The sequence below is a fragment of the Citrobacter amalonaticus genome, assembly GCF_018252635.1.
Taxonomy (GTDB): Bacteria; Pseudomonadota; Gammaproteobacteria; order Enterobacterales; family Enterobacteriaceae; genus Citrobacter_A; species Citrobacter_A amalonaticus_E.
In genome coordinates this window covers 462,932-477,138 of record NZ_JAGTXM010000002.1, presented here as the reverse complement: position 1 = coordinate 477,138, position 14,207 = coordinate 462,932, and the positions used below count along the sequence as shown (strand labels likewise).

Below are 14,207 nucleotides of genomic sequence, written 5' to 3'. Positions count from 1 at the left end.
CTTGAATGCATAACGATAAAGATCTCTCTACGTGGCAGACGTTTCGCCGACTGTGGCCAACCATTGCGCCTTTCAAATCGGGTCTGATCGTGGCGGGTGTTGCGTTAATCCTCAACGCGGCCAGCGATACCTTCATGTTATCGCTCCTCAAACCATTACTGGACGATGGTTTTGGTAAAACAGATCGCTCAGTGTTGCTTTGGATGCCGCTGGTGGTTATTGGGCTGATGATATTGCGCGGTATCACCAGCTATATCTCCAGCTACTGTATTTCCTGGGTATCCGGCAAAGTGGTGATGACCATGCGTCGTCGTCTGTTTGGTCATATGATGGGAATGCCGGTTTCCTTCTTTGACAAGCAGTCTACCGGGACGCTGCTATCCCGTATCACTTACGATTCTGAACAGGTTGCCTCTTCGTCTTCTGGCGCGCTGATTACCGTTGTGCGTGAAGGCGCGTCGATTATCGGCCTGTTCATCATGATGTTTTATTACAGCTGGCAGCTGTCGATCATCCTGGTTGTGCTGGCGCCCATCGTGTCGATCGCGATTCGCGTAGTCTCCAAACGTTTTCGTGCTATCAGCAAGAATATGCAGAATACGATGGGGCAGGTGACGACCAGCGCGGAGCAGATGCTGAAGGGCCACAAAGAGGTACTGATCTTCGGTGGTCAGGGAGTGGAAACGAAGCGCTTCGACAAAGTCAGTAACAAGATGCGTTTGCAGGGGATGAAGATGGTTTCCGCCTCTTCCATTTCCGATCCTATCATCCAGTTGATCGCTTCACTGGCGCTGGCGTTTGTGCTGTACGCGGCCAGCTTCCCAAGCGTGATGGACAGCCTGACGGCAGGGACGATCACCGTGGTTTTCTCCTCAATGATTGCCCTGATGCGCCCATTGAAGTCGCTGACTAACGTTAACGCCCAGTTCCAGCGTGGGATGGCAGCGTGCCAGACTTTATTCGCCATCCTGGATAGCGAGCAGGAAAAAGACGAAGGCAAACGCGTAATAGAGCGTGCGACAGGCGATCTGGAATTCCGCAATGTCACCTTTACCTATCCAGGCCGCGAAGTGCCGGCGCTGCGTAACATTAACCTGAAAATTCCAGCGGGTAAAACCGTTGCGCTGGTGGGGCGTTCAGGTTCCGGTAAATCAACTATTGCCAGTCTGATCACGCGTTTCTATGACATCAATGAAGGCGAAATCCTGATGGATGGTCACGATCTGCGCGAGTACACGCTGTCCTCATTACGTAATCAGGTCGCGCTGGTGTCGCAGAACGTGCATCTGTTCAACGACACAGTGGCGAATAACATCGCCTACGCGCGAACCGAGCAGTATAGCCGTGAGCAGATCGAAGAAGCGGCCCGGATGGCCTATGCCATGGACTTTATCAATAAGATGGATGACGGCCTTGATACGGTGATCGGTGAAAATGGCGTACTGCTTTCCGGTGGTCAGCGTCAACGTATCGCCATTGCCCGCGCCTTGCTGCGTGATAGCCCGATTCTGATCCTTGATGAAGCCACATCAGCGCTGGATACCGAATCAGAGCGCGCCATTCAGGCGGCGCTGGACGAACTGCAGAAAAACCGCACCTCGCTGGTGATTGCGCACCGTCTTTCAACCATCGAACAGGCCGATGAAATTGTGGTCGTGGAAGATGGGCTGATTGTGGAGCGCGGTACGCACAGCGAATTGCTGGAACATCGCGGCGTCTACGCGCAACTGCACAAAATGCAATTTGGTCAATGATCCAGCGTATCTGGTCCGGTGAGTCGCCCTTGTGGCGACTGTTACTCCCTCTTTCCTGGCTATATGGCCTGGTGAGCGGGGCGATTCGTCTGTGCTACGCGGTTGGGATCAAACGCGCCTGGCGCGCACCGGTACCGGTAGTGGTGGTCGGTAACCTGACAGCGGGCGGCAACGGCAAAACGCCGGTAGTGATCTGGCTGGTGGAACAACTCCAGCAGCGCGGTCTTCGCGTTGGGGTGGTTTCTCGTGGTTATGGCGGCAAAGCGGCGTCCTATCCCTTGCTGTTGAATGCCGAAACCCCCACGGCGGAAGCCGGTGATGAACCGGTGCTGATTTATCAGCGCACCGGTGCGCCGGTTGCAGTGTCACCCAACCGGGCCGATGCGGTAAGCGCGATTCTGGCGCACCATGACGTGCAGATTATCGTTACCGATGATGGTCTTCAGCACTACCGTCTGGCCCGCGATGTCGAGATTGTGGTGGTTGATGGCGTTCGTCGCTTCGGCAATGGCTGGTGGCTACCGGCAGGTCCGATGCGGGAGCGGGCAGGTCGCCTGAAAACAGTGGATGCGGTCATTGTCAACGGTGGTATCCCGCAGGCGGGCGAGATCCCGATGCGTCTGGCGCCAGGGCTGGCCGTGAATCTGCGTACCGGTGAGCGTCGTGATGTCGCGCAACTGCAAAATGTCGTGGCGATGGCCGGTATTGGCCATCCGCCGCGCTTTTTTGCCACGTTAGAGGCCTGTGGCGTACAGCCACAAAAATGTGTGCCGCTGGCGGATCATCAGGCATTGACTTCGCGTGATATCAACGGCTTACTGAACAGGTCGCAAACGCTGGTCATGACGGAGAAGGACGCCGTGAAGTGCCGTGCTTTTGCTGAAGACAACTGGTGGTATCTTCCTGTCGATGCACATTTGTCGGGGACAGAACCTGAGACATTACTCGAAAAATTGATCTCGCTGACGCGTTAGCGCATCACCATGACGGCAGCGTACAAATGAGGGAATCATGAATGTCGTTGCCGCACCTTTCGCTTACGGATGCCCGTAATCTCCATCTCGCTGCCCAGGGACTATTAAAAAAACCACGCCGCCGTGCGCTGGCGAGCGATATCCTGCCGACAATTACCCGCATGTCGCTGCTGCAAATTGACACCATCAATATTGTTGCCCGCAGTCCCTACCTTGTACTGTTCAGTAGACTGGGCGATTACTCGATACAGTGGCTGGATGAGGCCTTGTCGCGGGGTGAGTTGATGGAATACTGGGCTCATGAGGCCTGTTTCCTGCCGCGCAGTGACTTCACGTTGATACGCCACCGGATGCTGGCCCCCGAAAAAATGGGCTGGAAGTATCAGGCGGCGTGGATGAAAGAGCATGCCGGTGAAATTGAGCAACTGTTGCAGCATATTCATCAAAATGGACCCGTACGCTCGGCAGACTTTGAGCACCCGCGTAAAGGAAGCAGTGGCTGGTGGGACTGGAAGCCGCACAAGCTGCATCTGGAAGGGCTGTTTACGGCAGGAAAAGTGATGGTGGTTGAACGGCGCAATTTCCAGCGCGTGTACGATCTGACGCATCGCGTAATGCCACACTGGGATGATGCGCGCGATCTGCTACCCCGGACACAAGCGGAGTCTGCCATGCTGGACAACAGTGCGCGCAGCCTGGGGATTTTTCGTGAACAATGGCTGGCAGATTACTATCGTCTGAAACGTCCCGAATTACAAAACTGGCGCGACGTGAGGGCTGAACAGCAGCGCATCATTCCGGTAGAGGTCGAAAATCTTGGCCGGCTGTGGTTGCATGCGGATTTGTTGCCGCAGCTTGAGCAGGCGCTGGCAGGAAAGCTGACGGCGACGCATAGTGCGGTGTTGTCGCCGTTTGATCCGGTGGTCTGGGATCGGAAACGTGCGGAGCAACTGTTTGATTTCAGCTATCGACTGGAGTGCTACACGCCAGCCCCGAAGCGCCAGTATGGCTATTTTGTTCTGCCTTTACTGCACCGGGGGCAACTGGTGGGGCGGATGGATGCCAAAATGCACCGTAAGACGGGCGTGCTGGAAATTATTTCTCTCTATCTGCAAGAGGGAGTAAAGCCAGGGGTGATGCTGCAAAATGGATTACAGCAGGCGATAACCGATTTTGCCCGCTGGCAGAAGGCCGTTCGCGTGACGCTGGGCTACTGTCCGGAGGGGATATTTACGCAATGTCGGCAGGGGTGGGAAATAGACGCAGTCACATGAGCGAGTATGATAAGATTCTCCGATTCACTACCCGGTCCATCTGGAGGAACTATGGATCATCGACTGCTTGAAATCGTTGCCTGCCCGGTCTGTAACGGCAAACTTTGGTACAACCAGGAAAAACAAGAACTGATCTGCAAACTGGATAACCTCGCTTTTCCGCTGCGTGATGGCATTCCCGTTTTGCTGGAAACCGAGGCCCGCGTATTAGCGGCTGATGAGCGTAAATCATGAGTTTTGTGGTCATTATTCCTGCCCGCTACGCCTCCACGCGTCTGCCGGGTAAACCGTTGCAGGATATCAACGGTAAACCGATGATTGTGCATGTGCTGGAACGCGCCCGTGAATCTGGTGCTGAGCGCATTATTGTCGCAACCGATCATGACGATGTCGCACGCGCCGTTGAAGCGGCGGGTGGGGAAGTGTGTATGACTCGCGTCGATCACCAGTCCGGAACGGAACGTCTGGCTGAGGTGGTTGAAAAGTGTGGCTTCAGCGATGACACCGTGATTGTCAACGTGCAGGGCGATGAGCCGATGATCCCGGCGGTCATCATTCGCCAGGTGGCAGACAACCTGGCGCAGCGTCAGGTCGGAATGGCCACGCTCGCAGCGCCGATTCACAGTGCTGAAGAGGCGTTCAATCCGAATGCGGTGAAGGTTGTACTGGATGCCGAAGGCTATGCGCTGTATTTCTCGCGTGCAACGATCCCCTGGGATCGCGACCGTTTTGCGAAAAGTCGCGAGACCGTGGGCGATAATTTCCTGCGTCACCTCGGTATTTACGGCTACCGCGCCGGATTTATCCGTCGATATGTGAGCTGGCAGCCCAGCCCACTGGAAAATATCGAGATGCTGGAGCAACTCCGCGTACTCTGGTACGGCGAAAAAATCCACGTGGCTGTGGCAAAAGAGGTGCCAGGCACCGGCGTTGATACCGCAGAAGACCTTGAGCGCGTTCGCGCTGAAATGCGTTAATTTTCTTTACGACACTCCGCTCTTTAGTGAGAGGAGTGTCGTACCGTTACGATTTTCCACGTTTTTTCTTTCAACAATTGATCTCATCCGGGTGACATCCGTCGGTGTGGCGCTCATTATAAAAGCAGTAGCTTTTATGAGGGCAATCTGAATGGAACAGCTGCGCGCCGAATTAAGTCATTTACTGGGCGAAAAACTGAGCCGCATTGAATGCGTGAATGAAAAAGTCGACACTGCACTGTGGTCGCTCTACGACAGTCAGGGTAACCCGATGCCGCTGATGGCCCAAAGTTTCACTACGCCAGGAGTTGCACAGCAACTGGCCTGGAAAACTACCATGTTAGCGCGTAGCGGTACCGTGCGAATGCCGGTCATTTACGGGGTGATGACTCACGATGAACATCCCGGTCCGGATGTCTTACTCCTGGAACGTCTGCGCGGGGTCCCCGTTGAAGCACCGGCCCGGACGCCAGAGCGCTGGGAGCAGCTCAAAGATCAGATTGTCGAAGGGTTACTGGCCTGGCATCGACAGGATAGCCGGGGTTGTGTCGGCGCGGTGGACAATACGCAGGAGAACATCTGGCCCTCCTGGTACCGCCAGCGGGTTGAAGTGCTCTGGAGTACGCTCAACCAGTTCAATAACACCGGGTTGACGATGCAGGATAAACGCATTTTGTTTCGCACCCGCGAATGTTTGCCAGCGCTGTTTGACGGTTTTAACGACAACTGTGTGCTGGTGCATGGCAATTTCAGTCTGCGCAGCATGTTAAAAGACGCCCGCAGCGACCAGCTTCTGGCGATGGTAGGGCCGGGTATCATGCTCTGGGCTCCACGAGAGTACGAACTGTTCCGGCTGATGGACAACACGCTGGCGGAAGGGTTGTTCTGGCACTACCTGCAACGCGCGCCAGTGGCGGAATCGTTCATCTGGCGGCGTTGGTTATATGTGTTATGGGATGAAGTTGCGCAACTGGTCAATACCGGGCGTTTTAACCGATCTCATTTTGATCACGCTGCAAAATCACTCCTGCCCTGGCTCGCCTGACGTTCCTTTCAGCCATTGCCAGATTCTCCCCAGCGTCTCGTAGCTTGCACGCTCGCTATGCATCAACCATACGGGAGAAGGGATCGCCCGTTCCCACGGATTCAACGGGGAGTCGATAGCCAGTTGATTCGCCGGAGCCGGCAGCGGATTTAACCCGGCCTGCTGAAAGAAAATTATCGCTCGCGGCAGATGAGAGGCTGAAGTGACCAGCAGGAATGGCGCGTCGCCAATAGCCTGCTTCACGGCAGCGGCTTCTTCTTCGGTATCCCTGGGCTTGTCGAGGGTAATGATGTCTTCTCCCGGAACGCCCAGCGATTGCGCCACCCGCGCGCCAACCTCCGCCGTGCTCACTGGATTGGTTCTGGCATTCGCGCCGGTAAAAATCAATTTCGAACCCGGGTTAGCCCGCCACAAGCGTACTCCCTCATTAAGACGCGGCAGACTGTTATTGATCAGGTTGGAACTGGGCGCCCACTGTGGGTTCCAGGTATAGCCGCCGCCCAGTACGACGATGTATTTGACTTTCTGTGCATCCTGCCAGGTAGGGTAACGACTTTCTATCGGCCGCAGCAGATGGTCAGCAACAGGTTGCAGACTGAGCAGGAACAGCGCCAGCCAACTGAAGCTGATAAAAACCTTCCCGGTTTTCTGAAAACGGCTACACCACAACAGTGCCAGACCGATCCCCATCATCAGGAGCAGAAAAGGGAGAGGCAGCAGCATGCCGCCAATCACTTTCTTCAGTGTAAAAAGCATCCTTTTTGGTTCCTTTTTTGACCATATAGCAGAAGAATAATCGGGATATTACACCAGAGAGGTTCATTCTCCGCGCGGGTGTGACAAAATAGCGGTTTTATCAGAGAACACCTAAGCCAGCCTGTGGAGAGCCCGATGCGGGATCGCAATTTTGATGACATTGCTGAGAAGTTTTCCCGTAATATTTACGGCACCACAAAGGGGCAGCTAAGGCAGGCAATCCTGTGGCAGGATCTCGACCGTATTCTGGCGGACTTCGGCTCACAAAAACTGCGTGTGCTGGACGCCGGGGGCGGTGAAGGGCAGACAGCCATTAAAATGGCAGAACGTGGTCATCACGTGACGTTGTGCGATGTGTCCGGTGAGATGATTGCCCGAGCGCAACGGGCGGCAGAAGCCAAAGGTGTGAGCCACAACATGCATTTCACACAATGCGCGGCTCAGGACGTCGCTTCGCATTTGGAAAGCGCCGTTGATCTGATATTGTTTCACGCTGTGCTGGAGTGGGTGGCCGATCCGGTCAGCGTGTTAGAGACCCTCTGGTCGGTATTGCGTCCCGGTGGCGTACTGTCTTTAATGTTCTACAATGCCAACGGTCTGTTGATGCATAACATGGTGGCGGGGAACTTTGACTACGTGCAGATAGGGATGCCCAAACGTAAGAAGCGCACCCTTTCGCCAGACTATCCGCGTGAGCCTGGACAGGTTTACCAGTGGCTTGAACAGATTGGCTGGCAGATCACCGGGAAGACCGGGGTGCGTGTGTTTCATGATTATCTGCGTGAGAAACATCAGCAGCGTGACTGTTATGAGATATTGCTTGAATTAGAAACGCGTTACTGTCGCCAGGAACCGTATGTCAGCCTGGGGCGTTACATTCACGTCACCGCGCGTAAGCCGCAGATGCAAGGATAACCTATGAGTGAATTTTCCCAGACAGTCCCCGAACTGGTTGCCTGGGCCAGAAAAAATGACTTCTCTATCTCGCTGCCGGTAGACCGACTTTCGTTCCTGCTGGCGGTGGCCACGCTGAACGGCGAGCGCCTGGACGGTGAGATGAGCGAAGGCGAACTGGTGGATGCGTTCCGCCATGTGAGTGATGCGTTTGAGCAAACCAGCGAAACCATTGGCGTGCGCGCGAACAATGCGATCAACGATATGGTGCGTCAACGTCTGCTGAACCGCTTTACCAGTGAGCAGGCAGATGGAAACGCGATTTATCGCCTGACGCCGCTCGGCATTGGCATTACTGATTACTATATTCGTCAACGTGAATTTTCCACACTGCGTCTGTCGATGCAGTTGTCGATCGTGGCGGGTGAACTCAAGCGCGCGGCGGATGCCGCCGATGAGGGCGGCGATGAGTTCCACTGGCATCGCAACGTCTATGCGCCGCTCAAGTATTCGGTCGCAGAGATTTTCGACAGTATCGATCTGACACAGCGCATCATGGATGAACAGCAGCAGCAGGTAAAAGATGATATTGCGCAGTTGTTGAATAAAGACTGGCGCGCGGCGATTTCGAGCTGTGAACTGCTACTCTCAGAAACCTCCGGTACCCTGCGCGAATTGCAGGATACGCTGGAAGCGGCAGGCGATAAATTGCAGGCTAACCTGTTGCGCATTCAGGATGCGACGCTGGCTCATGACGATCTGCATTTTGTTGATCGCCTCGTGTTTGACCTGCAAAGCAAGCTCGATCGCATTATCAGTTGGGGCCAGCAGTCGATCGACCTGTGGATCGGTTATGACCGCCACGTCCACAAATTTATCCGTACCGCCATTGATATGGATAAAAACCGCGTCTTTGCTCAGCGCTTACGTCAGTCCGTGCAGACCTACTTTGACGAGCCGTGGGCGCTGACCTATGCCAACGCCGATCGTCTGCTGGATATGCGTGACGAAGAGATGGCGCTGCGTGATGAAGAAGTCACCGGGGAACTTCCGCCGGACTTAGAGTACGAAGAGTTTAACGAGATCCGCGAACAGCTGGCGGCGATTATCGAAGGCCAACTGGCTATCTATAAATCGAAAGAGACGCCGCTGGATCTCGGCCTGGTAGTGCGCGAGTATCTTGCGCAATATCCGCGAGCGCGTCATTTCGACGTTGCGCGCATTGTTATCGATCAGGCGGTACGCCTTGGCGTAGCGCAAGCAGACTTCACCGGACTGCCAGCCAAATGGCAGCCGATTAATGATTACGGAGCCAAGGTACAGGCGCATGTCATTGACAAATATTGAACAAGTGATGCCGGTTAAGCTGGCGCAGGCGCTGGCGAATCCGTTATTTCCGGCGCTGGATAGCGCATTACGTTCAGGCCGCCACATCGGTCTGGATGAACTGGATAATCATGCATTTCTGATGGACTTTCAGGATTACCTGGAAGAGTTTTACAGCCGCTATAACGTGGAATTGATCCGTGCGCCGGAAGGTTTTTTCTATCTGCGTCCGCGTTCAACGACCATTATCCCGCGTTCCGTGTTGTCTGAACTGGACATGATGGTCGGTAAAATTCTCTGCTACCTCTATCTTAGTCCGGAGCGCCTGGCGAATGAGGGGATTTTCACTCAGCAGGAGTTGTACGACGAACTGTTGACGCTGGCTGACGAAGCCAGGCTGTTGAAGCTGGTGAATAACCGCTCAACCGGCTCTGACGTCGACCGCCAGAAGTTACAGGAAAAAATGCGCTCGTCGTTAAACCGTCTGCGTCGTCTGGGCATGGTGTGGTTTATGGGACACGACAGCAGCAAATTCCGTATTACGGAATCGGTGTTCCGCTTTGGCGCGGATGTACGCAGTGGTGATGATCCGCGGGAAGCGCAGCGTCGCCTGATTCGCGATGGCGAAGCGATGCCGGTCGAAAACCACCTACAGCTCAATGATGAGACCGAAGAGAATCAGCCGGACAGTGGAGAAGAAGAATAATGATTGAACGCGGTAAATTTCGCTCACTAACGCTGATTAACTGGAACGGTTTCTTTGCCCGTACCTTTGACCTGGATGAACTGGTTACCACGCTTTCCGGAGGCAACGGCGCGGGGAAATCCACCACCATGGCGGCATTCGTCACGGCGCTGATCCCGGACTTAACCCTGCTGCACTTTCGTAACACTACCGAAGCCGGGGCGACCAGCGGCTCACGCGACAAAGGTCTGCACGGTAAGCTGAAAGCGGGTGTCTGTTATTCGATGCTCGATACCATCAACTCGCGCCATCAGCGCGTGGTGGTGGGGGTGCGTTTGCAGCAGGTTGCCGGACGCGACCGTAAAGTCGACATCAAACCGTTTGCCATTCAGGGACTGCCGATGTCCGTGCAGCCCACGCAACTGGTAACGGAGACGCTGAACGAACGTCAGGCGCGCGTCCTGCCGTTGACGGAGCTGAAAGAGAAGCTCGACGAGATGGAAGGCGTGCAGTTTAAGCAGTTCAACTCGATCACCGATTACCATTCGCTGATGTTCGATCTGGGCCTCATCGCCCGTCGTCTGCGCTCTGCGTCAGACCGTAGTAAATTCTATCGCCTGATTGAAGCGTCGTTGTACGGCGGGATTTCCAGCGCGATCACCCGTTCTCTGCGTGACTACCTGTTGCCGGAAAACAGCGGGGTGCGTAAGGCGTTCCAGGATATGGAAGCCGCGCTGCGGGAAAACCGTCTGACGCTGGAAGCCATCCGTGTTACCCAGTCCGATCGCGATCTGTTTAAACACCTGATCAGCGAAGCCACCAACTATGTGGCGGCGGACTATATGCGTCACGCCAACGAGCGCCGGATCCACCTCGATAAAGCGCTGGAATTCCGTCGAGAATTGTACACGTCGCGTAAACAGCTGGCGGCGGAGCAGTATAAGCACGTCGACATGGCGCGTGAGTTGGGCGAGCACAACGGCGCGGAAGGCGATCTCGAAGCCGATTATCAGGCGGCAAGCGATCACCTGAACCTGGTACAAACGGCGCTACGTCAGCAAGAAAAAATTGAACGTTATGAAGCGGATCTCGACGAGTTGCAGATCCGTCTCGAAGAACAAAACGAAGTAGTGGCAGAAGCCGCCGATCGTCAGGAAGAGAACGAAGCCCGCGCCGAAGCTGCTGAGCTGGAAGTGGATGAGCTGAAAAGCCAACTGGCGGATTACCAGCAGGCGCTGGACGTTCAGCAGACCCGCGCCATCCAGTACAACCAGGCGATCTCGGCGCTGGAGCGCGCCAGAGCAGTGTGTCATCTGCCGGATCTGACGGCCGATAGCGCCGCCGAGTGGCTGGAAACCTTCCAGGCGAAAGAGCAGGAAGCGACCGAAAAAATGCTTTCGCTGGAACAGAAAATGAGCGTGGCGCAAACCGCGCACAGTCAGTTCGAGCAAGCCTATCAGCTGGTGGTGACGATCAATGGTCCGCTGGCGCGAAATGAGGCATGGGACGTGGCGCGCGAACTGTTGCGTGAAGGCGTTGACCAGCGTCACCTGGCGGAACAAGTACAGCCGCTGCGTATGCGACTGAGCGAACTGGAACAGCGTCTGCGCGAGCAACAGGAAGCCGAACGTCTGTTAGCGGAATTCTGTAAACGTCAGGGCAAAAATTTCGACATTGATGAGCTGGAAGCTTTGCATCAGGAACTGGAAGCGCGTATCGCCTCGCTGTCTGACAATGTCTCCAGCGCGCATGAACAGCGCATGGCGCTGCGTCAGGAGCAGGAACAGCTCCAGTCCCGCATTCAGCATCTCATGCAGCGTGCGCCTGTCTGGCTGGCGGCGCAAAACAGTCTGAGCCAGCTTAGCGAGCAGTGTGGCGAAACGTTCACCTCTGGCCAGGAAGTAACGGAATATTTGCAACAGTTGCTGGAACGTGAGCGTGAAGCGATTGTTGAACGTGACGAAGTCGGCGCACGCAAAAATGCGGTTGATGAAGAGATCGAACGTTTAAGTCAGCCTGGCGGCTCGGAAGATCAGCGCCTGAACGCGCTGGCGGAACGTTTCGGCGGTGTGCTACTGTCAGAAATTTATGACGACGTCAGTCTTGAAGATGCCCCGTACTTCTCCGCGCTGTATGGTCCGTCGCGTCACGCCATCGTGGTGCCGGATCTGTCGCTGATCTCCGAACAACTGGAAGGATTGACGGATTGTCCGGAAGATTTGTATCTCATCGAAGGGGATCCGCAGTCGTTTGATGACAGCGTCTTTAGCGTCGACGAACTGGAAAAAGCGGTGGTCGTGAAGATCGCCGACCGCCAGTGGCGTTATTCTCGCTTCCCGTCGGTTCCGTTGTTTGGTCGTGCGGCGCGAGAAAGCCGCATTGAAGCGTTGCATGCAGAACGAGAAGGGCTGTCCGAGCGTTTTGCCACGCTTTCCTTTGACGTGCAGAAAACGCAGCGTCTGCATCAGGCGTTCAGTCGCTTTATCGGCAGCCATCTTTCGGTGGCGTTTGAATCCGATCCGGAAGCTGAAATTCGTCAGCTCAACAGCCGCCGCGTTGAACTGGAACGTGCGCTGACCACCCACGAAAACGACAATCAGCAGCAGCGCCTGCAGTATGAGCAGGCCAAAGAGGGCGTTTCTGCGCTGAACCGCCTGCTACCGCGTTTGAACCTGCTGGCTGACGACAGTCTGGCAGACCGCGTTGAGGAGATCCGCGAGCGTCTGGATGAAGCGCAGGAAGCCGCGCGCTTTGTGCAGCAGCACGGTAACCAACTGGCGAAACTGGAGCCGATGGTTTCGGTATTGCAGAGCGACCCGGAACAGTTTGAACAACTGAAAGAAGATTACGCATACTCCCAGCAGACGCAGCGCGATGCGCGTCAGCAGGCGTTTGCGCTGACCGAAGTGGTTCAGCGTCGTGCGCACTTCGGCTATTCTGACTCAGCGGAAATGCTCAGCGGCAACAGCGACCTGAACGAAAAGCTGCGTGAGCGACTCGAACATGCGGAAGCTGAACGTACCCGCGCCCGTGAAGCCCTGCGTGGTCATGCGGCGCAACTGAGCCAGTACAATCAGGTTCTGGCTTCACTGAAAAGCTCTTACGACACGAAGAAAGAGCTGCTTAACGATTTGCAACGTGAATTGCAGGATATCGGCGTTCGTGCCGACAGTGGGGCGGAAGAGCGTGCGCGTATTCGTCGTGATGAACTGCACGCGCAGCTCAGTAACAACCGTGCGCGACGTAATCAGCTCGAAAAAGCGCTCACCTTCTGTGAAGCGGAGATGGATAACCTGACCCGCAAACTGCGCAAACTGGAACGCGATTACCATGAAATGCGTGAGCAGGTGGTGACCGCGAAAGCCGGTTGGTGCGCAGTGATGCGCCTGGTGAAAGACAGCGGCGTCGAACGTCGCCTGCACCGCCGCGAGCTGGCCTATCTCTCCGGTGACGAACTGCGTTCCATGTCGGATAAGGCGTTGGGTGCGCTGCGTCTGGCAGTCGCTGATAACGAACATCTGCGTGACGTTCTGCGTCTGTCAGAAGATCCGAAACGTCCGGAACGTAAGATCCAGTTCTTCGTCGCGGTGTATCAGCACCTGCGCGAGCGTATCCGTCAGGATATCATTCGTACCGACGATCCGGTGGAAGCCATCGAACAGATGGAAATCGAACTGGGCCGACTGACCGAAGAGCTAACCTCACGCGAACAGAAGCTGGCGATCAGCTCACGTAGCGTGGCGAACATTATTCGTAAGACCATCCAGCGTGAACAGAACCGTATCCGCCAGCTCAACCAGGGCCTGCAAAGCGTGTCGTTCGGCCAGGTGAACAGCGTACGTCTGAACGTGAATGTGCGTGAAACCCACGCCACGCTGCTGGAAGTGTTGTCTGAACAGCATGAGCAACATCAGGATCTGTTCAACAGCAACCGCCTGACCTTCTCGGAAGCGCTGGCGAAGCTTTATCAGCGTCTGAATCCGCAGATCGACATGGGGCAACGTACGCCGCAAACCATTGGTGAGGAGTTGCTGGACTACCGTAACTATCTCGAAATGGAAGTTGAAGTTAACCGTGGCTCCGATGGCTGGCTACGTGCGGAGTCCGGTGCACTGTCAACCGGTGAAGCGATCGGTACCGGGATGTCGATCCTGGTGATGGTGGTTCAAAGCTGGGAAGATGAAGCGCGCCGTCTGCGCGGAAAAGATATCTCCCCATGCCGTCTGCTGTTCCTGGATGAGGCAGCCCGTCTGGATGCGCGCTCCATCGCGACGCTGTTCGAACTGTGCGAGCGTTTACAGATGCAGCTCATCATCGCGGCGCCGGAAAACATCAGTCCGGAGAAGGGCACCACCTATAAGCTGGTCCGTAAAGTCTTCCAGAATACGGAACACGTCCATGTGGTCGGGCTACGCGGATTCGCGCCGCAGTTGCCGGAACCCCTCCCTGGCGTGGCTGATGCCCCGTCAGAGGCCAGCTAAGACCCTAAAGACGGCTGAAAAGCCGTCTTTTTCATTTCTTA

The 14,207-nt window shown here is 55.5% G+C and carries 11 protein-coding genes; 10 read left to right on the top strand and 1 reads right to left on the bottom strand.

The genetic code is table 11. From position 1 onward, the window contains the following. Window positions 1–5 precede the first annotated feature (5 nt). The 6 genes from msbA (at window position 6) to KE671_RS06745 (ending at window position 6,024) form a co-directional block, all read left to right on the top strand. Window positions 6–1,754: a lipid A ABC transporter ATP-binding protein/permease MsbA gene (gene msbA, locus KE671_RS06770; RefSeq protein ID WP_206162282.1), complete on the top strand. Its 1,749-nt coding sequence runs from the start codon at window positions 6–8 to the stop codon at window positions 1,752–1,754. Then, window positions 1,751–2,728, top strand: coding sequence for a tetraacyldisaccharide 4'-kinase (gene lpxK, locus KE671_RS06765; protein ID WP_206162281.1), 978 nt, complete (start codon window positions 1,751–1,753; stop codon window positions 2,726–2,728). The genes msbA and lpxK overlap by 4 nt, the downstream gene beginning before the upstream one ends. Before the next feature lie 41 nt (window positions 2,729–2,769). Continuing rightward, complete coding sequence (locus tag KE671_RS06760; protein WP_206162280.1) at window positions 2,770–4,002, top strand: winged helix-turn-helix domain-containing protein; 1,233 nt, start codon at window positions 2,770–2,772, stop codon at window positions 4,000–4,002. A 51-nt stretch (window positions 4,003–4,053) separates the two neighbouring features. Then, window positions 4,054–4,236, top strand: a complete 183-nt coding sequence (gene ycaR / locus KE671_RS06755; RefSeq protein ID WP_042320194.1) for a protein YcaR — start codon at window positions 4,054–4,056, stop codon at window positions 4,234–4,236. Continuing rightward, a complete protein-coding gene (gene kdsB, locus KE671_RS06750; RefSeq protein ID WP_206162279.1) occupies window positions 4,233–4,979 on the top strand; it encodes a 3-deoxy-manno-octulosonate cytidylyltransferase in 747 nt (248 codons plus the stop codon). Before ycaR ends, kdsB begins: the two co-directional genes overlap by 4 nt. Window positions 4,980–5,130: 151 nt before the next feature. Continuing rightward, window positions 5,131–6,024: a YcbJ family phosphotransferase gene (locus KE671_RS06745; RefSeq protein ID WP_206162278.1), complete on the top strand. Its 894-nt coding sequence runs from the start codon at window positions 5,131–5,133 to the stop codon at window positions 6,022–6,024. Here the strand turns inward: KE671_RS06745 and elyC are convergent. Further along, window positions 6,001–6,780 (bottom strand): envelope biogenesis factor ElyC, encoded by a 780-nt coding sequence (gene elyC / locus KE671_RS06740; RefSeq protein WP_206162277.1) that lies wholly within the window; start codon window positions 6,778–6,780, stop codon window positions 6,001–6,003. The genes KE671_RS06745 and elyC overlap by 24 nt on opposite strands. Window positions 6,781–6,915: 135 nt before the next feature. On the opposite strand from elyC, the gene cmoM reads away from it, so the two are divergent. Genes cmoM through mukB form a run of 4 tightly spaced genes read left to right on the top strand, consistent with a single transcriptional unit; the run spans window position 6,916 to window position 14,166 of the window. Next, window positions 6,916–7,695, top strand: a complete 780-nt coding sequence (cmoM, locus tag KE671_RS06735) for a tRNA uridine 5-oxyacetic acid(34) methyltransferase CmoM (RefSeq protein WP_206162276.1) — start codon at window positions 6,916–6,918, stop codon at window positions 7,693–7,695. A gap of 3 nt (window positions 7,696–7,698) precedes the next feature. Further along, on the top strand, window positions 7,699–9,021 hold the full coding sequence (gene mukF, locus KE671_RS06730; RefSeq protein WP_206162275.1) for a chromosome partition protein MukF: 1,323 nt from the start codon (window positions 7,699–7,701) through the stop codon (window positions 9,019–9,021). Continuing rightward, the gene (mukE, locus tag KE671_RS06725; protein ID WP_206162274.1) at window positions 9,002–9,706 is read left to right on the top strand and encodes a chromosome partition protein MukE; all 705 of its coding nucleotides are present in this window, start codon (window positions 9,002–9,004) and stop codon (window positions 9,704–9,706) included. Before mukF ends, mukE begins: the two co-directional genes overlap by 20 nt. Beyond that, on the top strand, window positions 9,706–14,166 hold the full coding sequence (gene mukB, locus KE671_RS06720; RefSeq protein WP_206162273.1) for a chromosome partition protein MukB: 4,461 nt from the start codon (window positions 9,706–9,708) through the stop codon (window positions 14,164–14,166). The genes mukE and mukB overlap by 1 nt, the downstream gene beginning before the upstream one ends. Window positions 14,167–14,207: the final 41 nt, after the last annotated feature.